The organism is Nocardioides stalactiti, assembly GCF_014180715.1.
Classification (GTDB): domain Bacteria; phylum Actinomycetota; class Actinomycetes; order Propionibacteriales; family Nocardioidaceae; genus Nocardioides; species Nocardioides stalactiti.
Genome location: NZ_JACEFC010000055.1, coordinates 1 through 19,273 on the forward strand (window position 1 = coordinate 1; position 19,273 = coordinate 19,273).

Here is a 19,273-nt window from a genome sequence, read left to right on the forward strand (position 1 = left end):
CGGTCGGCTGGACCAGGCGCTTGTCCACCAGCTCGTTGAGGTAGCCGACGATGGCCCCCGACGCGGCCACCGCCTCGGCCGTCTGGAGGCTGCCGGCGTACGGCGCCATCAGGGTCGCGAACCAGCCGGCCAGCCGGGTCTGGCCGTCGGCGTCGATCCCGAGCAGCTCGCCGATGACCGAGAACGGCAGCGGCAGGGCGAAGCCGGCGACGAGGTCGACCGGTCCGGCGTGCTCCTCGAGCCGGTCGAGCAGCCGGGCGACCGTCTCCTCGATGCGCGGCTCCAGGGTGGTCAGCCGGGTCCGCGTGAACGCCGGGCTCGCGAGGTCCCGCAGCCGCTTGTGGTCGGGCGGGTCGACGCTGAGCATGTGGCGGGCGAAGTCGCGCCCGGGCAGGCCCTCGGCGACGACCGAGCCCGCGGCGTCCATCGCCGCCTCCATGTCCTTGGACAGGTCGGGATGGTTCAGCGCTTCGCGGGCTGCGGCGTGGCCGACCACCAGGAACGCGCGATGACCGTCCGCCAACGTCACGTCGTGGACGGGACCTGCGTCGAGCACGCGCGCGAACAGCGGGAACGGGTTGTCGCGGTCGTAGTCGCCCCAGCGCTGGAGGGGGTCGTGGACCTGCTGGCTCACACGACCTCCCGGAATCCGGAGCACACCAGGTCCACCCGGAAGATCAGCCCGGCTTCGTCGATCGACGCGACCCAGGTCTGCGTGAGCACCCGGGCCGGGCCCTGGTCCTGGGCCTGGTCCGGGCTCGGCTCGAACCGCAGCCGGTAGTGGACGAGCAGCCGGTCGCCGACGAGCTCGCCGTCGGCCTCCTCCAGCGCCACCGACTCCCGGTCGCCGAACCACTCGTCGAACCGCTTGAGCGCCTCGTCGCGGCCGTGGTGCTCGACCGGGCCGCCCGGCAGCAGGGCACGGAGCCGGACGTCCTCGGTGAGGTGGCGCCCGAGTCCGTCGAGGTCGCGGGTCGCCACCAGCACGCCGATCGCGGCCGCGCGACGATCGGTCCGCATCAGGCGCTCCGCTGTGCGACGGACCAACGCTCCGTGGCACGACGGGCGAGGTGCCCGCGCAGCTCGGCGACGATGTCGATCGCGTCGGCGGCCGCCCCTGCGAGGTAGGTCGAGCGCCGCCGGCGCAGGACCGGCAGCCCCAGGAAGTAGAGGCCCGGCCAGGGACTGACACCGCCGTCGTGCTTGACCCGGCCGCTGGCGTCGTACGTCGGGACGTCGAGCCAGGACAGGTCCGGCTTGATGCCGGTCGCCCACACCACCGACCGGATCTCGCCCGAGCGCAGGTCCAGGGTCAGCGGCGCGTCCGGGACGCGGGTCGGCTCGGACCGCTCGCCCGTGCCGCCCGCGAAGGCGTCGATGGTGGCGAGGAGCCGGTTGAGCTTGAGGTCCGCGAGGGTGCAGACGTTGGGCAGCGAGCCGGCGAGCTGGAGGACGTCGCCCTGGATGCCGCCGAGGCGGCCGGCCAGCCGGACGCCCTGGTCCTGCAGGCTGTTGAGGTCGATCGTCCGGTCGCCGCCGATGAGCTGGAGCGACGGCAGGCTCCGCGCCCGGACCAGGTCGTCGACCTCGTCCCAGCGCTCACCGAGGATGCCGACGGTGTCCATCCACCCGAGGATGTCGCGGTCGCGGTAGCGCCGCGGCAGGCGGACGTGCTCGCCCGTCGCGAGCGTCACCGGCCGGCCCGACGCCTGGAGCTCCTCGGCGATCTGGACGCCGCTGGACGAGGCTCCCACGACGAGGACGCCGCCCTCGGGCAGCTGGTCGGGGCGCTTGTAGTCGATCGCGTGCAGAGAGGTGATGCCGCCGGGAAGCGCACTCGCCACCGGCGGCACCACCCCTCGTGTCAGTCCCGCCGCGACCACGACGGTCCGGGCACTCCACGCACCACCATCGGTGGCGACCCGGAACCCGACACCGTCGGGCTGGACTGACGTGACCGTGGTGCCGGTCAGCACCGGCGAGAGCGCTGCATACCCGCTGACCAGCTCGACGACCTCGGGGGCAGTGAGGAATCCGTCGGGGTCCGGGCCGTCGTACGACAGACCCGGCAGCTGGTTCATCCAGTTGGGCGTGAGCAGACGCAGGGAGTCCCACCGTTGCGTGCGCCAGGAGGTTGCGACCTCCCCGCGCTCGAGGACCACGTGGTCGATCGCCTGCTCGGCAAGGAGCCGGCTCGCGGCGAGACCGCTGTGGCCCGCACCGATCACCACGGTCGTGACGGACTGCATCAGATGCTGGCCACCTTCACCGTGACGGCGGTCGGGTTGGTCAGCAGGTCGAAGACCGCGGACCGCTTCTGGGACTGCGCGACCAGGGCCTGCACGTCCTCCGGAGAGGCGTCGGCGTCGATCGTGTAGTCGACCCGCACGGCGCTGAAGCGGTTGGGGACGTCGGGGTCCGCGCCGAGGATGCCGCGCAGGTCGTGGTCGGCCTCGATGGTCGCCGTCACCGAACGGAGCTGGATGCCGCGCTGCTGGGCGATCGAGGCGACACCGCCGGTGAGGCAGCCGCCGAGCGCGACGAGGACGATCTCGACCGGCGTCGCGCCGTGGTCCTCGGCTGCGAACTGGAGCGGGTGGTCGGCGTCGAAGGTGAACTTCTTCGAGTGCGCCTGCTCGTCGGAGAAGCCGTAGAAGCGCTCCACCTCGCCGCGACTGTGGGTCCCGTTGACCCAGGAGTTGGTGGCCCGCCAGGTGAACTGGCCGAACGCCGGGTCCTCGGTGATCGCGCCGCGCGCGCCCAGCAGCGCCTCGACGTTGACGCCGTTGTCGATCGTCGCAGTGGTCTCAGTCATCTCTGCTCCCCTTAAGATTTGTTTGTCTAGTAACTTACTCTTTTTAAGGTAGCACGGAGTCCCCGATGGGCAACCGCCTACGCTGGGGAGGTGCACCGGTTCGTCGCCCGGATCGCCCTCGGGGCCCATCTGCTGTTCGTCGGCTTCACGATCGTCGGCGGACTGCTCTCGCTCGTCATCCCGTGGTTGCTCATGCCCCACATCGCCGCCGCCGCCTGGGGTGGACGGATGGCCGTCACCCGCGCGGCCTGCCCGCTGTCCCGGCTCGAGGACTGGGGCCGGGCCGGCGCCGGCCGACCGCTGCTCCACGAGGAGGGCTTCGTGGCTCACTACTTCGAGGGCCGGGTCTATCCACGCCGCTGGTCGCGCCGGGTCGAGGTCGCCGTCGGCGGCGTCGTCTTCACCTCGTGGCTGGCGCTCGCGACCCGCTGACCGCCCCCACCCCCGGCGCGCCCGCAGCGTTGCTCAGTCGAGCGGCTCGGACTCCACGTCGAAATGGTCCTGGTAGGCCCGGACCCGCTCGCGCAGCTCGCCCTCGACCAGGCCGGTGTCGGCGAACGTGTAGCGCTTGAGGCTGCCGCCCTGGTCGCCCGGGTGTGCGGCGAGGAACGCCCTCATCCGCGCCTCCGCCTCGGCCGTGAGCTCGATCCCGATCTCGTCGTAGATCCGCGCCACCGCCCCGATCAGGTCGTGCCGGATGTCCTGGTAGCGCACGTCGATGACCCGGCCGGTGGCGAAGACGCCGTCGGCGCGCGCCGCCAGGGCACGGTCCAGGCCCAGCACGATGTCCTCGCCGTACTGCCGGGCCAGGTCGGTCACCTCGAAGTGGTCGGTCGTCATCTCCCGCAGGCTCGCGCCGAGCGCGCTGATCGAGGCGATCACCTTGAGCGGGTCGCGGTGGTTCTGGATCACGATCGCGTCGGGGTACTCCTTCATCAGGTCCGGCAGGCACCACAGGTGCGCCGGCGACTTCAGGAGCCAGCGCTCGCCGTGGTGCTCGGACTGGAGGTGCTGGAGGAAGCGTCGGTGATAGGCGTACGCCGCGCTCATGTCGGCCTCGTGGAGCAGCCAGTGGTTGTAGGTCGGCACCTCGAACTGGAGCGAGTGCTGCATCGACTTGAAGTCGCCGGTGAAGATCCGCACGTCCTCCTGCGCCAACGTCGCGCCGAGCTCGTGGAACGCCGCGAACCCGGGGATGAAGGAGTCCACCAGGTCGAACTGGGCCTGGCACTCGGCGATCCGCGGGTCGTCGTCGTACGACGCGGTCCGCGGGGCCGGCACCGGCCGCTCGACCTCCCAGCTCAGGGGCGCCCGGTTGGCCGGGTCCTGCGCCATCAGGTCGAGCAGGATCGTCGTACCGGTCCGGGGCTGGCCGACGATGATGATCGGCCGGCGGATCTCCTGCTCGGCGACGACCGGGTGCTCCTTGCGCCAGGCCTCGATCCGCAGCCGGGTGGTGAGGTCGGCGACGACCCCGTCCTCGGCGACGCCGACGCCGATCTCGTTGAGTCGCGCGTGCTCCTCGAGGTCGGCGAGGTAGAGGTCCAGCCCCTCGCGCCAGGTGTCGGCGCCGAAGTCCTCGGCTCCGGCGGTCTCGATGGCGGCGGCGACGAGCCGCTCGGCACGGGCGGCGACGGTCTCGGGCATGGGCACTCCTGGGTCGGGGCGGCGGTCAGGTGGGGTCGGTCAGGTGGGGTCGGTCAGGGCGACGGCGGCGAGGTGGGCCTGGATGAGCCGCGGCAGGTGGTCGGCACCGTCGCCGGCGACCCAGGTGTCGACAGCCAGTCGCCAGGCGGCCATGACCAGCGCTCCGACGAGACGCGGGCGAGGATCACCGGGCCGCAGGTCGGCGAACCGCGGCGCGACGGCCGCGGCGATGGCCGCCTCCCACTCGACGTAGAGGTGGAGCGTCCAGGCGAACATGCTCGGCGAGGACCAGCTCAAGCGCGCCTGCTCGAGGAACATGGCCCGCTGCGCGTCGTAGTCCTCCCCCAACCGGGCCGACGCGCGCCGTACGGCGTCCATCGCGCCGACGTCGGCCGGGACCTCGTCGAGGATCCCGACCAGCACGAAGAGCGCCGCGCCGGACAGGCCCGTGGCGATCGCGAGCTCCTTGGACTCGAAGTGCCGGAAGAAGGTCGCGCGGCCGATCCCCGCCGCGGCGGCGATGTCGTCGGCGGTGGTCGCGTCGATCCCGCGCTCGGCCACCAGCCGGGCCGCTGCGTCGGCGATGGCCTGGCGGGTGCGGACCCGGTTCAGCTCCCGGCGTCCCGGCGCCTCGGGGAAGGCTGGTGCGACTGCATCCATGATGGTAGAAAATGATACGGAGTATCAACTTCTGTTGTCCATCGATCCGGAGGATCCCGATGCGTGCGCTGCAGGTGACCCGGCACGGCGACCCGATCGACGTGCTCGCCGTGACCGACATCGAACCCCCGCGGCCCGGCCCCGGCGAGGTGCTCGTCCGGGTCGCGACCGGCGCGCTCAACAACGGCGACGTCCAGCGTTGCCTGGGCGGGCTGGTGACGATGGGCAAGGAGCCGCCGTACACCCTGGGAATGGATGTGTGCGGCACCGTCGAGGCCGCGGGCGACGGCGCGGAGCGGTGGGTCGGGCAGCGCGTCGTCGCGGTGTGCAAGGACGCGTTCGGGGGTCTCGCCGAGCTGGCCGTGGCGCCGGCCGCGGGCGTCTTCGCCGCACCGCCGGAGCTCGACGACGTGGCTGCGGGCGGCTTCCTGCTGCCGTTCCACACGGCGTACCTCGCGCTCGCCCTCCGAGCAGGCCTGCGATCGGGCGAGACCCTGCTGGTGACGTCGGGCGCGAGCGGCATCGGCTCGGCGCTGATCCAGGTCGGCTCGGCCCTGGGGGCGCGGGTCCTCGCGACCGCGAGCACCCCGGAGAAGGCGGACCTGTGCCGGTCCCTCGGCGCGGAGACCGTCCTCGACCCGGACCCGGCGTCGCTGCCGGAGGCGGTCCTCGGCGCGACCGTCGACGCTGGCGCCGACGTCGTCGCCGACCTGGTCGGCGGGGAGCTCACCGGCCGGCTGTGGACCTGCACCGCCCGCGAGGGCCGCTACCTGCCGCTCGGCTTCACCGGCGACCCGGAGGCCGGGATGTCCGGCCACCCGCTGCGGATGGTCGGGATCGGCAACTTCTCCGTCGTCGGCGTGCTGTCCGCGTGGGTCGAGCACGTCGACCCGATGCTGCGCCGGTTCGGCCTGCACCCCTTCGAGCGGGCGACCGGCGACGAGGTCCACACCGCCCTGCTCGCCTGGGTCGCCGACGGCACGGTGCGCCCCCATGTCGGGCGCGTCGTCGACCTCGCCGACGCTCCCGCCGCCCTCGACGACCACCAGCACCGCCGGTCCGTCGGCCGCACGGTCGTCCGGGTCGCCGACACCGCCTGACCAGGCGGGCTCCGCTACCGTGCGGGGCGTGGAGGACGGCGAGACGACGGGGCGCAGCGCGCGGGACCGAATGACCGCGGCCGCCTTCTCCCTGTTCGCGGAGCGGGGCTTCGACTCGACGACGATCGAGGACATCACGCGCCTCGCCGGCGTGGGCCGTACGACGTTCTTCCGCACGTTCGGCTCCAAGGAGGACGTGGTCTTCCCCGACCACGAGGACCTGCTCGCCCGCATCGAGGCGCGGCTCGCGGCCTCCGGGCCGGACTCGACCTGGGTGGCCCTGGGCGACGCCGCGGCGATCGTGCTCGAGCAGTACCTGGGCGAGGGCGAGGTCGCCCGCCTTCGCTACGGCCTGACCAGCGTCGTCCCCGCGCTGCGCGAGCGCGAGATCGCGAGCGCCCAGCGCTACCGACTGGTGTTCAAGCGCTTCCTGCGCGACCTGCTGGGCGACACCCCCCGCGACGCGCTGCGCGCCGACCTGATCGCGGCCGCCATCGTCACGGCCCACAACCACGTGCTGCTGCGGTGGCTGCGCGGCGAGACCAGCACCCCGCAGAAGGACCTCACCACCGCGCTCGGCGCGGTCACGGAGGCCTTCGGCGGCACGTCCAGTGAGGACGAGGGGACGACCGTGGTCGTCCTCCGGTCCGGGCAGGGCATCGAGACCCTGCTCCCCCGGCTACGGTCCGCGCTGAGCGACTCCCCCGACTGAGCGGGCCGAGCCGACCGGGGCGGCCGAGCGTCAGACGGCCTGCTGGATCCCGGCGAGGAGCTGGCGGGCCATCACGATGCGCTGGACCTGGTTGGTGCCCTCGTAGATCTGGGTGATCGTGGCAGGTACAGGCCCATTTCATTCAAGCAGTTGTCTCCCCGCCACTGAGGGTGAGAGCGATGTCGTAGATCATGTCCTCCTGGCCGCCCACCAGGCTCCGCTTCCCGCATTCGAGGAGCAGGTCACGCACGTCAACGCCGTGGCGCTGCGAGGCGAGCTCGGCATGCCGCAGGAACGACGAGTACACACCGGCGTAGCCCAGCGTGAGGGTCTCGCGGTCGACACGTACGGGACGGTCCTGCAGAGGCCTGACGATGTCGTCAGCGGCGTCCTGAAGCTTGAACAGGTCGCAGCCATGCTTGAAGTCCATGAGATCGGCGACGGCGATGAACGGCTCGATGGGGCAGTTCCCAGCACCGGCCCCGTGACCGGCCAGGGACGCGTCGACGCGGTACACGCCGTTCTCGACAGCCACCACAGAGTTCGCGACCGCGAGGGAGAGGTTCTCGTGGGCGTGAATGCCGATCTCGGTCTCCGGCTCGAGGATGTCACGGTAGGCCTTCACCCGCGCCACCACGTCGCTCATGGTGAGCCGGCCGCCTGAATCTGTGACATAGACGGCCTGGGCGCCGTACGACTCCATCTGCTTGGCCTGCGACGCCAGCTCCTCGGGCGGAGCCATGTGGGACAGCATCAGGAATCCGGAGACGTCCATGCCGAGCTCGCGTGCAGCGGCGATGTGCTGAGCAGACACGTCAGCCTCGGTGCAATGCGTGGCGACCCGCACCGACCGAACGCCAAGGTCGTACGCCTTCTTGAGCTCGTGGATCGTCCCCACCCCCGGCAGCAGCAAGGTCGTGAGGCGTGCCTTCTGGAGCACGGAGGCGGCGGCCTCGATCCACTCCCAGTCGGTGTGGCTCCCGGGGCCGTAGTTGAGCGAGGAGCCGGCCAGGCCATCGCCGTGGGCGACCTCGATGGCGTCCACGCCGGCGTCGTCGAGCGCGATGACGATGCGCTTGACGTCCTCGGGGGTGATGCGGTGCCGGACGGCGTGCATGCCGTCGCGCAGGGTGACGTCCTGGACGTAGATCGGGGTGCTCATGCGAGGACCTCCCGAGTCGCGTCCGCGGCGGCGATGCGCTCGGCCATCTGGACGGCTGCCGACGTCATGATGTCGAGGTTGCCGGCGTACGCGGGCAGGTAGTGCGCGGCGCCCTCGACCTCGAGGAACACCGAGACCTGGTGCGTCGGCCGAATGGCTCCCCTCTCGAGGAGAGTGTGGACGGGCTGGTCGTCTGGGATGGGCGCGATCTGCACCTTCTGCTTCAGTCGATAGCCAGGGACGTAGGCGGCGACGTCGGCGACCATCTTCTCCACCGAGTCGACGATCTGCGGGTGAGCGGTCTCGTCGGGCGCGATGACGAGTGCGAAGACGGTGTCGCGCATCATCAACGGCGGCTCCGCGGGGTTGAGGATGATGATGGCCTTGCCGCGCTGCGCGCCGCCGACCTGCGTGATGGCAGCGGACGTGGTCTCGGTGAACTCGTCGATGTTCGCCCGGGTGCCAGGGCCCGCGCTCTTCGACGCGATGCTCGCGACGATCTCCGCGTACGCGACAGGCACGACGCGCGAGACTGCGGCGACGACGGGAATCGTGGCCTGGCCGCCGCAGGTGACCATGTTGACGTTCGGAGCGTCGAGGTGGTCACGGATGTTGACCGCCGGGATGACGTAGGGGCCGATCGCGGCCGGAGTCAGGTCGATGAGCCGCTTGCCGAGCGGGCCAAGCTTCGCCGCGTTGGCCTCATGGCCTTTTGCGGACGTGGCATCGAAGATGATGTCGATGTCACCGAAGTCCGGCAGCGACATGAGCCCCTCCACGCCCTCGTGGGTCGTCTGGACGCCCATCCGCTTGGCGCGGGCGAGGCCGTCGGAGTCCGGGTCGATGCCGACCATGGCTCCCATCTCGAGGTGCTTGCTGCCGCGCAGAACCTTGATCATCAGGTCGGTGCCGATGTTGCCGGAGCCGATGATGGCAACCTTCGTCTTGCTCGTTGACGTCATGAGGTTCGTCCTTTCTCCTTCGAGCCCGGAGCGGAGGGGCCGAGCGCCAACGACACCGTCCCGAGTCCGGTGATGTCCGCGTGGACCTGAGCGCCGGGCTCGATGGGCTTCATGGGGCCGAGCGCCCCGGAGAGAATGACTTGGCCGGCGCGAAGTGGCTCGCCGAGGTCGCGGGCCTGCTGGGCGAGCCAGACGAGTGCGTTGATGGGGTCACCGAGGCAAGCGACGCCATTCCCGGTGGAGACCTCCTCGCCGTCGATGCTCATCCTCATCTCGACCTCCTTCGGGACGAACTCCTCAAGCGACTTCTTCTCCGTACCGAGGACGAATGCTCCGGCGGAGGCGTTGTCGGCGACGGTGTCGCCGAAGGAGATGTCCCACCCCGCGATGCGGCTACCGCACACCTCGAGCGCGGCCACCGCGTAGTCAACGGCTGCGCGTACCTGGCCGGCGTCCAGCGGGCCGTCAACGAGGTCGCCCTTGAGGACGAAAGCGACCTCCGCCTCGACCCGCGGCTGGAGGACCGCATCGGCCGGCAGCTCCTCGCCGTCGGCGTAGGCCATGTCCGAGAACAAGATGCCGAAGTCCGGCTGGTCGACGCCGAGCTGCGCCTGCACGGCGGGCGACGTGAGCCCGATCTTGCGACCCACCACCACGGCACCCGCAGCCAGGCGTACGTCGGAGTTGCGGCGTTGGACGGCATACGCGGCCTGGAGGCAGTCAGGACCGATGAGGTCACGTACGGGCGGACACGGCACGTGCGAGGCAGCTGCGTCGTGCAGACGGGTCGCTGCCTCGGCGACGCCATCGAGGGTGGTTCCGAGCTGGGTCATGTGGTCAATCGTGGAGGCCATCCCCCGCAGAAACCTACGGTCTGGTTCTGGTCACCGGAACTACCGTCGGAGCTGCTCCTGGCCCGCGTGCCGGCTCAGATGAGGCTGTCGCGGCGTGCCATCGTGGCGGCCACACCGGCCGCCGCGGCGTGAACGGCGCTGGCATGCTTCGCCGGTTGGAAGCGTCCGACGGGGCCGGCGACACTGATGCCGGCCAGAGCGAGGTCGTCAGCACCGAGGACCGGTGCGGCGACGCAGGTGATGCCGACTGCTGACTCTTCGAACTCGAAGGCGTAGCCGCGTTCGACGACCTCGTCGAGCTGGCGGCGCAGCACCGTTCGGTTGACGACGGTGCGGGGCGAGCAGCGCTTGAGCCGCTCGGCCAGAGCCTCTGCCTGGACGTCTGGCGGCGACCACGCCAGGAGAGCCTTACCGATGGCCGTGGCGTGCATGGGCATCCGACCCCCGACGCGCGAGGGCGCGTCGGCCTGGCGGTGGCCTCCCATCTTGGCGACGTAGACGACCTCGTGCCCTTCTCGCACTCCCAGGTGAACAGTCTCGTGCGTGCGCTCGTAAAGGTCCTCGAGGAACGGCGTGGCCACCTCGAGCAGGGTCCGCTCGACCGACGCGCGCATGCCGAGCTCGAACACGAGCCGTGACAGCCGGTAGCCGCCGACCGTCTTCTCCAGTAGCCGCGCTCCCACGAGGTCTGCTAGGAGACGGTGCAACGTCGACTTTGCCAGGCCGGTGCGGATGCGGAGCTCGGTGAAGCTCAGCTGGTTCTCCTCGACGGTGAAGGCGAGAAGTACCTGCATGGTCTTGCCCAGCACCGACGGCGGCGCAGCGGGAGCCGAGGTTTGCGGGTCAGCTCCAGAAGCGGTCATGACCTGGTTCCGGTCAGGCGGGCTCGTCGAGATCGTCGCGGAACAGCGCGACGGTCTCGACGATGTGGGACTGCATGGCGACGCGCGCCACCTCGCCGTTGCGGGAGCGGATGGCACTGCGGATGACGTCGTGATCGTGGTTGCGGTGGGAAAGAGCGTCCGAGAGGTGCTGGGCGCCGCCGATGGTGTTGATGAAGAAGTCGCTCATGTCCCACATGCGTTCGCTCAGCTCGGCCATGACGCGACTGTGGGCCATGTGGTGGATGACGAGGTGGAACTCGCGGTTCAAGAACCGGTAACCGCGCGAACGGGCCGTGGCATCGGCGGTGTGCTCGAGGTCGGCGATGCGCTGCCAGGTGGCGTCGAGCTCGGCGAGCTGTGCCTCGGTGCGACGCGTCGCCGCAGCGGCGGCGATCTCGCCCTCGAACCGACCGAACAGGTTGAAGAAGTCCAGGATCTCCTGGGACGTGTAGGCCGCGACCCGGCACCCGCTCTGGGGCACGATCTGGACGATGCCGATGGCCTCCAGACGACGCATAGCGTCCATGACAGGTTGCTTGGAGACGCCGAACTCGGCCTTGACCTCCTCGATGGAGATGCGCGACCCGGCTGGGTACTGGCCCGACAGGAGGCGCTCCTTGAGATCGTCGAGGACGACGGTTCCCAGGCGCTGACCCGTGCGGCGGACCGGTGGCTCGACCACGTTGTGACTCCTTCGACCTCGATGTGACTCACTCTAGGCGTTGGAACGCCCGCTCCTACGGTGCGACAAGTGGGTGCGCGGACAGTCGCAGGAACAGAAGAGCTGGATGACTCGATCAGGTCTGGACGACGGTGGTCATGGCGAAGCCGGCAATGAGCTCGCGGATCGGTCTGTAGTAGGAGTGGGTGACTTCGTAGGTGCCGGCGGCGGCCATGGCGGCGTACCCGGCGATCCAGGTGCGGACCTCGTGGGAGGAGTTGCCCGCGATGCGGGTCATCTCGTCGGGGTCGAACGAGTCGACCGGCGACAGGTCTCCGGAGGCGAGGATGCGCAGCAGCTCGCGGTCCCACTCCGGGGCGAGGTCCTGGATGTCGGCGGTACCGGCGGCGAAGTCGCGGGCGGCGTCGATGACGCGCTGCTGCCGGGCCGCTCGGGCCTCCTCCGGCAGTGGTTGCCCTTCGCCCATCAACATCGCCCGCTGCGCCTGGGTCGCGGTCGCAAGGCGCGGCACGGGTGGGTCGTGGGAGAGGCCGCCCGAGGAGATGAGAAGGACCTTTTCGTCCCACGCGGCCAGGTGCCTGCCGAGTGCCTCGCCCAGCTGCCGGACCCGCTTGACCGGGGTGAAGGGCGGAGCGACGGAGTTGACGAAGATGGGGATGAACGGCTTGGCGGTGATGTCGCCGTACACGATCTCGATCGGCTGGACGGTTCCGTGGTCGACCTCCATCTCCAGCGACACCGCGAGGTCGATGCCCTCGCCGATCACGGCCTCGGCCAGGCTGCGCGCCTTCGACTCCGGTACGTCGAGGCGGCCGGCCTGGGAGCCGTAGTCGCCGATGCTGGTGGCGGCGTACCCGACGCAGAAGGCGGGCATGAGGTTGTAGAAGAACCCGTTGTAGTGGTCCGGGGCGAGGTTGACGACGATGTCGGGGTCATAGTCGTGGACGAAGTCCTTCGCGGCGGCGAAGGTCTGGTCGAGCTCGGCCGTCACGTCGGCGTCGAGGTCGGCGAACTCCAGCAGCGGGCTGTGGCTCATGGCCAGGAGCGCGAGAGTCACGACGCGGCCTCCTCAGCGCTCTCAGCTGCGTCGGAGGGGTGGCGTGCGGCGGACACGCGGCCGAGGAGATGATCGAGGTGGATGCGGTTGAACGTCTCCGGCTTCTCGTACTGCGGCCAGTGGCCGGCCTCCTCGATGACCTCGAGGTAGCCGTTGGGGATGAGGGAGGCGATGCGCCGGCCTTCGTCGACCGGGCCGGAGGGGTCCTTGGTCGTCCACACGACCATGGCTTCGGCCTGGATCGAGCGCAGGTCGTCGTCGGTGATCATGTTCCGCTTGCGGGTCTCGAGGTCCTGCAGCGCCATGTTCATCTCGCACGCCTTGAGCCAGTCGGGCTGCTCGAAGATGGCTTGGCGGGTGCGGATGAGGTCGTCGGTGACCATGGTCGGGTCGGCCATCAGCCACTCCAGACGTGCCTTGACACGCTCCCACGACGGTTCCTTCGCCGCCTCCATCGAGAGCGTGTAGAGCCGCTCCATGACCTGTGGGTTGGCCATGGTGCCGCCCATCGTGTTCAGAACGATGCGGTCAACCCGCTCGGCGTGATCGGCGGCGTAGCGGGCAGTCACCCAGCCACCCAGGGACTCCCCGGAGAAGTGGGCCTTCTCAGCGCCGAGGGTGTCAAGCACGGCGGTGACCTGATCGACGTAGTGCTTGATCTCGAGGGGGTGGTCGGGCTTGGCGGAGTAGCCGTGGCCGATGAAGTCGATCGCCCACACGGAGAAGTGCTGGGCGTGCGCGGCGAGATTGCGGACGTACGCCTCGGCGTGGCCGGTGATGCCGTGCAGGAACAGCAGGACGGGCTTGGACTCATCTCCTGCGTGCAGGTAGCGGGTGCGGTAAGGGCCGGCCTGGAGAAAGCCCTGGGCGAACTCGACCTGGTTCAGGTCGTTCCAGACGCTCGCGTACGGGCGGGACTGTTCGGAAGTCTGCGGGGAGGACATGGAGGTGCTCCTGGTTCTTCGGTCGTGTGCGGTCGAGCGCTCGGGTCAGGACTGCGTGCTTCCCGCGGCACTCTCGGGGGCGTGGGAGGGGACAGTGATGTCGACCGAGCGGGTGGAGTACTGCTGGTGATCCTGCTGGCCACCCGGGCGACGCTCGGGGCCGTGCTCGGGTCGGTCCAGCACGGCGTCGAGGGCGGCCTCGAGGAGGGTGGTGGCCTCGTCGATGTCCCAGACCTCGGCGTTGTGTCGCCAGCCGATGTAGCCGTCAGGGCGGACCAGAAGGGCGCCGGCCTCGGGGATTTCACGAATCTGCTGCCAGTAGCCGTAGGGGTCGAGTGCGCCGGGTTCGCCGACGACGACGGTCTTGAGGAAGGGCAGCTCGAGCTTCGCGGCGGCGTCCTTCCATGCAGCGCCCGCGATGCCGGTCAGCAGCGTCATCTGTCCCTTGCCGGTGACGTCGAGGGTGGAGGTGCGTCGACCGTTGGTGTCGACGAGCCAGACGTGCGGGAGCTTCGCGCCGGGACGGGTGGTCGCTTGCAGGTACAACTCGGGGTGGCGCGGCCACTCCTCCTCACCAACAGTGTCGTCAGGGATGACCGCGGAGGAGGTGTAGCGCTGGTTGAGCTCGATGCCCTGGGCGTTGAACTCAGTGTTCTTCAGCTCGAGCGCCTCGTACAGGCGTGCGCGAAGTGCTTCACCTTCGGGGGTGGGAGCCTTGAGCTGGGTCAGGCCGGCGGTGACCGGATCCTCGGAGTCGTGGTCGAACCACTCACGCAGGCCGGCGTAGTCCTTGCGGGACTGGTTCGCCCTCGCGACGATCTGCTTCCCGACCGGCACCCGCTCGTCCGAGTACGACTCGAGCAGGCCGGGGCCGGCGTAGCCCTTGACCGCGAACGCGACCTTCCAGGCGAGGTTGAACGCGTCCTGCATGGAAGTGTTCGACCCCAGGCCGCTCGACGGCGGGTGACGGTGGACGGCGTCACCGCCACACAGGACACGGCCCTTGGAGTAGCTCTTGGCGTACTGCTGGTTCACGTACCAGACCGACTTGGTCATGACTTCGGGTTCGAGGCTCGGGTCGCCGACCAGGGTGCGGATCTGGTCGATGACCTTCTCGTCCGACAGGTCGGGCTCGCCCGCGGCCATGTCGAAGCCCCAGCCGGCGATCCACTCCTCCCACGGGCGGATGGCGCGCAGCAGGCCCATGCCGATCTCGCCGAACCCAGCGTGGGAGTTGAAGATCCAGTACAAGATGCTCGGCCGGTGCTCGACGTACTGGGTCAGGTTGGCGCGGAAGCGGATGTACGCCGTGCCTGCGCGGGCCAGCTCGCCCTCGAGGGGGAGGCCGAGCTGGTCGACGATGCGTGAGCGGGCGCCGTCGAAGCCGAGCAGGTAGCGGGCGCGCTGGGTGAACACCTCACCGGTGCGGCCGTCGCGGAACGTGACGGTGACGCCGTCGGCGTCCTGGGTGTGGTCGAGGTACTCGGTATTGAAGCTCAGCACGGCGCCGCGCGATGCTGCTGCATTCAGCAGGATGGGCTCCATCAGCGGCTGTGGGAGGTCGAGCATCGTGCACGGGCTGCCCTTGAGGTAGTCGCCGTGGCGCAGGTCCCCGGTACCCCACGTCTGCAGCCGCAAGATCTCCTCACCGGCCAGGCTGGTGGTGAAGAGCGTGTCGCCCATCTGGTCCCACGGCGTGGCCTGCTGCCGGGCGGTGTCCTCGATGCCGAGGTCGCGCAACACCTCCACTGCCCGCTGGTTGGTGATGTGCGCACGCGGGCCGTTCGCGACCCACGGGAACACGGTCGCGGCGTGCACACGCACCCCGTACGTGGCGAGCGCGGTTGCGGCGATGCCCCCGGCGGGGCCGAGGCCGACAACCACGACCTCGGTGTCGAAGCCGTCCGCGTCCGTGTGGAACGGCTCGAACATCGGCTCTGGATACGCATCCTGGACTGGAGTGCTCATGGGGACCTCGAAAGTCGGCAGCGTGCGATGCGCTGGTCGGGAAGAGCCCGATGCTGAGGCTCCAGCGACGCCCGAGTGATCGGCGTCACCTCCACTAGCATGCTAGTTGGCTCGCTTGGAAGTCAACCCTTGCGGACGAATTGGCCTCTTGGGCGCAGCTGGCATCCGGTTCAACAGACGCGAAACTGCTCCATTCGTGCAAATTTGCGAGCAAGGGTTGTGGTGGCGGTCACACGTGTGTCATCGTCCAACTAGAACGCTAGTAGGTCACACCACCCGCTCAGGAGAATCCATGGACCTCGACAAGGCCACCACCGCCTTTCTCGCCTGCCACTGGGAGAACGACGTCGTCGGAGCGGACGGCGCGTTCGCGCCGTTCTTCCGCGCCGAGATCGAGCGCCGCGGCGTCATCGACGTCGCCAAGCGCGTCATCGACGCCGCCCACAGCGCCGGCGCCCAGGTCGTCTACACCCGCGTCGCCTTCAAGGAAGGCCACGCCGACCTCGTCACCAACATCCCGCTCCTCGGCGTCGTCGCCCAGCAGGGCAGCCTGCTCGACAACACCCCGGCGACCGAGATCATCGACGAGCTCAAGCCCGAGGCCGGCGACTGGAACCTTGCGAACCCGAAGGTCTCCGCGTTCGCGTCCAGCAACCTCGACGAGCGCCTGCGCGCCTCCGGCATCGACACGGTCGTCATCTTCGGCGTCGCCACCAACATCTCGGTCGAGTCCACCGGCCGCTCCGCCGGCGACCTCGGCTACCGCGTCGTCGTCGTCGAGGACGCCTGCTCCGCCGCCGACCAGGCCACCCACGACGCCACCATCGCGTCCTTCGGGCTGCTCGGCGAGGTCGTATCCGCCGACGACGTCATCGCCGCTCTGGCCTGACGTCACACGGGTCCTGAATCAGGCCAAATCCACAAACACATCGCATCCCGGGGTCCGACACCCGCGGGCTAGATCAGCGCACCCTCCGCACCACCCGAACAGGAGACACCCATGTCCGACATGCTCGCCGCCCGCCTGCACAAGATCGGCGACCCCATGATGCTCGAGCGGGTCCCCGCCCCTGAGCCACGCCCGACCGACGTTGTTGTCCAGGTCACCGCCTGCAACATCGTCCCGAACCTCAAGAACGTCCTCGCCATCTACGCCGAGTGGTTCCCCTACCTCCCGCTCCCGCAGCTCCCCGCCATCTTCGGCCTCGACACCGCCGGCGTCGTCTCCCAGGTCGGCGAACGGGTCACCAATGTCAAGGTCGGCGACCGCGTCTACATCAACCCCGGCATCTCCTGTGGCGGCTGCCGCGCCTGCAAGCGCGGACAAGCGCCGAACTGCGACAAGTACACGTTCATGGGCTACTTCTCCTTCGGCAAGGACGGACAGGAGCTCTTCGACGCCTACCCCTACGGTGGACTCGGCGAGTACATGACGGCCCCGCAGGAGAACTGCATCAAGCTCCCCGACTCCGTCTCGTACGAGCAGGGTGCCCGGTTCGGCTACCTCGGCACCGCCTACTCCGCACTGAAGAAGGCGCAGGTCGGCCCCGGCAAGACCGTCCTCATCGACGGCGCGTCCGGCACCCTCGGCATCGGCGGGGTCCTCAACGCCCTCGCCATGGGCGCCACCAAGATCTTCGGCACCGGCCGCAACGCCGAGCTCCTCCAGGACGTGAAGGCGCTCGCGCCGGACCGCATCGAGGTCCACGCCGTCGGCGACGGCTCTCTGAAGGACTTCGTCCTCGAGCACAACGGCGGCGAAGGCGTCGACGCCGTGATCTCGACCCTCGGCCCGGGCTCCCCGAAGGAGACCCTCCTCGAAGCGCTCTCCACCCTCGCCCGCGGCGGAGTCCTCGTCGACATCGGCGGAATGATGGAGCATCCCGAGCTCGACCTGTTTCACATGATGTGCAGCCAGAACTCTGTCATCGGCAGCCTCTGGTTCACCAACGGCGAGTGTCAGGAGATGTCTGACCTCGCCGGCTCCGGCGCCCTCGACCTCTCCGTCCTCGAGCACCACGTGTTCCCGCTGGAGAAGATCAACGAAGCCCTCGACGACGGCCTCCCCGCCCGCCACGGCGGCTTCTCCAACTTCATCATCACCCCGGACCAGGCACTCTTGTCCTGACGACCCGCGCGAACCTGACATCGGCCCCGAGCCATCAGGGTCGGGGCCGACGTTTCGCCCGGTTCGTCTCACTCAAGGCGGACAGCCGGGAACAAGACCGAGCAAGTCGCACGGCGGGGCTACGTTGTCCGTGTGACCTGCGAGAACACGATCAGATCTGGGACTGGATCCCAGCGAGCAGCTGGCGGGCCATCACGATGCGCTGGACCTGGTTGGTGCCCTCGTAGATCTGGGTGATCTTGGCGTCGCGCATCATCCGCTCGACGGGGTAGTCGCGGGTGTAGCCGTAGCCACCGAGCACCTGGACCGCGTCGGTCGTGACCTCCATGGCCGCGTCGGAGGCGAAGCACTTGGCCGCGGCGCCGAAGAAGGTGAGGTCCGCGTCGCCGCGCTCGGACCGGCCGGCGGCGGCATACGTCAGCTGCCGGGCGGCCTCGACCTTCATGCCCATGTCGGCCAGCAGGAACTGCAGGCCCTGGTTGGAGCTGATCGGACGACCGAACTGCTCGCGCTCCTGGGCGTAGGCCAGCGCGTAGTCCAGGGCACCCTGAGCGACACCGACGGCCTGGGCGGCGATGGTGACCCGGGTGTGGTCGAGGGTGCGCATCGCGATCTCGAAGCCCTCGCCCTCGGCGCCGATCATCCGGTCGGCCGGGATCCGCACGTTGTCGAGGTAGACCTCGCAGGTCGGGCTGCCCTTGATGCCGAGCTTCTTCTCCGGCGCCCCGAAGGAGACGCCCTCGTCGGACTTCTCGACCACGAACGCCGAGATCCCCTTGGTCCGCTCGCCGGCGTCGGTCCGCGCCAGGACCGTGTAGTACTCCGAGACGCCGGCGTTGGAGATCCACCGCTTCACGCCGTTGAGCACCCAGTGGTCGCCGTCGCGCACGGCGGTCGTGCGCTGGTTGGCGGCATCGGAGCCGGCCTCGGGCTCGGAGAGGGCGTAGGAGAAGCCGCCCTCACCCCGAGCGAGCGCGCCGAGGTACGTGGCCTTGAGCTCCTCCGAGCCGCCGAGGATCACCGGCATCGAGCCCAGCTTGTTGACGGTCGGGATCAGCGAGGAGGACATGCACGCACGCGCGATCTCCTCGATCACGATCACCGTGGCCAGCGCATCAGCGCCCGCGCCGCCGTACTGCTCGGGGACGTGCGGTGCGTGGAAGTCGGTCTCGACCAGGGCCGCTGCAGCCTCGTGCGGGAAGCGGGCCTCCTCGTCGACGGCCGCCGCGAACGGCGCGATCTTGGACGCGGTCAGCTCCCGGACCGCGTGACGGATCGCCAGGTGCTCCTCGGACAGGCCGTACAGGGGGAAGTCGGACACGCGCGTCTCCTGCGTCGCTCCGGACCTGTGCGGACCGGATGGTACTGAGTACCATATCTTGGGCATTCCGTACCATCAAATCGAGAGCTCCCTCGTGAGCCCGTCACTCGACGGCAGTGACCCCGGGCTGCCCGGCGGCACCCTGGGTACCGCCCGCGCAACGGACGAGAGGAGCCACCATGACCGAGCACGAGAACGCCCCCCGCGACGCGGACGACGTCCCCGACGACGGGCAGCACGAGGATCCCGGCACCGCCGACGACGACACCTCGGACCCGGCCCGATCCGACGACGAGGGCCACGACTGGACGACCGAGGGCGGCGCGACTCCCCGCGGCCCGGCCACCGACGAGAGCGCCGCGTCGGGGCAGTGATCG

The 19,273-nt window shown here is 69.7% G+C and carries 21 protein-coding genes; 6 read left to right on the forward strand and 15 right to left on the reverse strand.

The window, feature by feature from the left end:
- From H0487_RS12360 to H0487_RS12375, 4 genes are all read right to left on the reverse strand, one after another.
- Positions 1-634: cytochrome P450 family protein (locus H0487_RS12360; RefSeq protein ID WP_183094540.1), on the reverse strand; the 634-nt coding region annotated here is incomplete at its 3' end.
- A complete protein-coding gene (locus tag H0487_RS12365; RefSeq protein ID WP_183094541.1) occupies positions 631-1,020 on the reverse strand; it encodes a nuclear transport factor 2 family protein in 390 nt (129 codons plus the stop codon). The genes H0487_RS12360 and H0487_RS12365, both read right to left, overlap by 4 nt.
- Complete coding sequence (locus tag H0487_RS12370; protein ID WP_183094542.1) at positions 1,020-2,249, reverse strand: NAD(P)-binding domain-containing protein; 1,230 nt, start codon at positions 2,247-2,249, stop codon at positions 1,020-1,022. Before H0487_RS12370 ends, H0487_RS12365 begins: the two co-directional genes overlap by 1 nt.
- Positions 2,249-2,815, reverse strand: a complete 567-nt coding sequence (locus H0487_RS12375; protein ID WP_183094543.1) for an OsmC family protein — start codon at positions 2,813-2,815, stop codon at positions 2,249-2,251. The genes H0487_RS12370 and H0487_RS12375 overlap by 1 nt, the downstream gene beginning before the upstream one ends.
- Positions 2,816-2,905: 90 nt before the next feature.
- Here H0487_RS12375 and H0487_RS12380 point away from each other — a divergent pair, with 90 nt between their 5' ends.
- Positions 2,906-3,247 (forward strand): DUF2784 domain-containing protein, encoded by a 342-nt coding sequence (locus H0487_RS12380; RefSeq protein WP_183094544.1) that lies wholly within the window; start codon positions 2,906-2,908, stop codon positions 3,245-3,247.
- 33 nt (positions 3,248-3,280) lie between these two features.
- Here H0487_RS12380 and H0487_RS12385 read toward each other — a convergent pair whose 3' ends face one another.
- On the reverse strand, positions 3,281-4,462 hold the full coding sequence (locus tag H0487_RS12385; protein ID WP_183094545.1) for a sulfotransferase family protein: 1,182 nt from the start codon (positions 4,460-4,462) through the stop codon (positions 3,281-3,283).
- A gap of 39 nt (positions 4,463-4,501) precedes the next feature.
- Positions 4,502-5,122, reverse strand: a complete 621-nt coding sequence (locus H0487_RS12390) for a TetR family transcriptional regulator (protein ID WP_183094546.1) — start codon at positions 5,120-5,122, stop codon at positions 4,502-4,504.
- 59 nt (positions 5,123-5,181) lie between these two features.
- On the opposite strand from H0487_RS12390, the gene H0487_RS12395 reads away from it, so the two are divergent.
- Positions 5,182-6,222 carry a quinone oxidoreductase family protein gene (locus H0487_RS12395; protein ID WP_183094547.1) on the forward strand — a complete coding sequence of 347 codons (1,041 nt, stop codon included), beginning with the start codon at positions 5,182-5,184 and terminating at the stop codon, positions 6,220-6,222.
- A 28-nt stretch (positions 6,223-6,250) separates the two neighbouring features.
- On the forward strand, positions 6,251-6,934 hold the full coding sequence (locus H0487_RS12400; protein WP_312855926.1) for a TetR family transcriptional regulator: 684 nt from the start codon (positions 6,251-6,253) through the stop codon (positions 6,932-6,934).
- A gap of 142 nt (positions 6,935-7,076) precedes the next feature.
- Here H0487_RS12400 and dmpG read toward each other — a convergent pair whose 3' ends face one another.
- From dmpG to H0487_RS12440, 8 genes are all read right to left on the reverse strand, one after another.
- The gene (gene dmpG, locus H0487_RS12405) at positions 7,077-8,096 is read right to left on the reverse strand and encodes a 4-hydroxy-2-oxovalerate aldolase (RefSeq protein ID WP_183094548.1); all 1,020 of its coding nucleotides are present in this window, start codon (positions 8,094-8,096) and stop codon (positions 7,077-7,079) included.
- Positions 8,093-9,058, reverse strand: a complete 966-nt coding sequence (locus H0487_RS12410) for an acetaldehyde dehydrogenase (acetylating) (protein WP_183094549.1) — start codon at positions 9,056-9,058, stop codon at positions 8,093-8,095. The genes dmpG and H0487_RS12410 overlap by 4 nt, the downstream gene beginning before the upstream one ends.
- Positions 9,055-9,891: a 2-keto-4-pentenoate hydratase gene (locus H0487_RS12415; RefSeq protein WP_183094550.1), complete on the reverse strand. Its 837-nt coding sequence runs from the start codon at positions 9,889-9,891 to the stop codon at positions 9,055-9,057. The genes H0487_RS12410 and H0487_RS12415 overlap by 4 nt, the downstream gene beginning before the upstream one ends.
- Positions 9,892-9,986: 95 nt before the next feature.
- On the reverse strand, positions 9,987-10,706 hold the full coding sequence (locus H0487_RS12420) for an IclR family transcriptional regulator (RefSeq protein WP_246383461.1): 720 nt from the start codon (positions 10,704-10,706) through the stop codon (positions 9,987-9,989).
- 82 nt (positions 10,707-10,788) lie between these two features.
- Positions 10,789-11,478, reverse strand: coding sequence for a GntR family transcriptional regulator (locus H0487_RS12425; protein WP_183094552.1), 690 nt, complete (start codon positions 11,476-11,478; stop codon positions 10,789-10,791).
- Positions 11,479-11,593: 115 nt separating this feature from the next.
- Positions 11,594-12,535, reverse strand: coding sequence for a 3-carboxyethylcatechol 2,3-dioxygenase (locus tag H0487_RS12430; protein WP_183094553.1), 942 nt, complete (start codon positions 12,533-12,535; stop codon positions 11,594-11,596).
- Entirely contained in the window at positions 12,532-13,479 is a 948-nt protein-coding gene (locus H0487_RS12435) for an alpha/beta fold hydrolase (RefSeq protein ID WP_183094554.1), read from the reverse strand. Before H0487_RS12435 ends, H0487_RS12430 begins: the two co-directional genes overlap by 4 nt.
- A gap of 45 nt (positions 13,480-13,524) precedes the next feature.
- Positions 13,525-15,411, reverse strand: coding sequence for an FAD-dependent monooxygenase (locus tag H0487_RS12440; protein ID WP_183094555.1), 1,887 nt, complete (start codon positions 15,409-15,411; stop codon positions 13,525-13,527).
- Positions 15,412-15,739: 328 nt separating this feature from the next.
- Here H0487_RS12440 and H0487_RS12445 point away from each other — a divergent pair, with 328 nt between their 5' ends.
- Positions 15,740-16,336, forward strand: a complete 597-nt coding sequence (locus H0487_RS12445) for a cysteine hydrolase family protein (RefSeq protein WP_183094556.1) — start codon at positions 15,740-15,742, stop codon at positions 16,334-16,336.
- A gap of 111 nt (positions 16,337-16,447) precedes the next feature.
- On the forward strand, positions 16,448-17,575 hold the full coding sequence (locus H0487_RS12450) for an alcohol dehydrogenase catalytic domain-containing protein (protein WP_183094557.1): 1,128 nt from the start codon (positions 16,448-16,450) through the stop codon (positions 17,573-17,575).
- Positions 17,576-17,726: 151 nt separating this feature from the next.
- Here the strand turns inward: H0487_RS12450 and H0487_RS12455 are convergent, their stop codons facing one another.
- Positions 17,727-18,896, reverse strand: a complete 1,170-nt coding sequence (locus H0487_RS12455; protein WP_312855927.1) for an acyl-CoA dehydrogenase family protein — start codon at positions 18,894-18,896, stop codon at positions 17,727-17,729.
- A 179-nt stretch (positions 18,897-19,075) separates the two neighbouring features.
- Here H0487_RS12455 and H0487_RS12460 point away from each other — a divergent pair, with 179 nt between their 5' ends.
- Positions 19,076-19,270, forward strand: a complete 195-nt coding sequence (locus H0487_RS12460) for a hypothetical protein (protein WP_183094559.1) — start codon at positions 19,076-19,078, stop codon at positions 19,268-19,270.
- Positions 19,271-19,273 lie beyond the last annotated feature (3 nt).

Bases quoted from the DNA above. Each gene is read 5' to 3' on its own strand.
- H0487_RS12410 (WP_183094549.1), bottom strand. From the start codon at position 9,058: ATGACGTCAACGAGCAAGACGAAGGTTGCCATCATCGGCTCCGGCAAC.
- H0487_RS12440 (WP_183094555.1), bottom strand. From the start codon at position 15,411: ATGTTCGAGCCGTTCCACACGGACGCGGACGGCTTCGACACCGAGGTC.
- H0487_RS12370 (WP_183094542.1), bottom strand. From the start codon at position 2,249: ATGCAGTCCGTCACGACCGTGGTGATCGGTGCGGGCCACAGCGGTCTC.
- H0487_RS12445 (WP_183094556.1), top strand. From the start codon at position 15,740: ATGGACCTCGACAAGGCCACCACCGCCTTTCTCGCCTGCCACTGGGAG.
- H0487_RS12385 (WP_183094545.1), bottom strand. From the start codon at position 4,462: ATGCCCGAGACCGTCGCCGCCCGTGCCGAGCGGCTCGTCGCCGCCGCC.
- H0487_RS12435 (WP_183094554.1), bottom strand. From the start codon at position 13,479: ATGTCCTCCCCGCAGACTTCCGAACAGTCCCGCCCGTACGCGAGCGTC.
- H0487_RS12390 (WP_183094546.1), bottom strand. From the start codon at position 5,122: ATGGATGCAGTCGCACCAGCCTTCCCCGAGGCGCCGGGACGCCGGGAG.
- H0487_RS12420 (WP_246383461.1), bottom strand. From the start codon at position 10,706: ATGCAGGTACTTCTCGCCTTCACCGTCGAGGAGAACCAGCTGAGCTTC.
- H0487_RS12375 (WP_183094543.1), bottom strand. From the start codon at position 2,815: ATGACTGAGACCACTGCGACGATCGACAACGGCGTCAACGTCGAGGCG.
- H0487_RS12415 (WP_183094550.1), bottom strand. From the start codon at position 9,891: ATGACCCAGCTCGGAACCACCCTCGATGGCGTCGCCGAGGCAGCGACC.
- H0487_RS12365 (WP_183094541.1), bottom strand. From the start codon at position 1,020: ATGCGGACCGATCGTCGCGCGGCCGCGATCGGCGTGCTGGTGGCGACC.
- dmpG (WP_183094548.1), bottom strand. From the start codon at position 8,096: ATGAGCACCCCGATCTACGTCCAGGACGTCACCCTGCGCGACGGCATG.
- H0487_RS12460 (WP_183094559.1), top strand. From the start codon at position 19,076: ATGACCGAGCACGAGAACGCCCCCCGCGACGCGGACGACGTCCCCGAC.
- H0487_RS12395 (WP_183094547.1), top strand. From the start codon at position 5,182: ATGCGTGCGCTGCAGGTGACCCGGCACGGCGACCCGATCGACGTGCTC.
- H0487_RS12450 (WP_183094557.1), top strand. From the start codon at position 16,448: ATGTCCGACATGCTCGCCGCCCGCCTGCACAAGATCGGCGACCCCATG.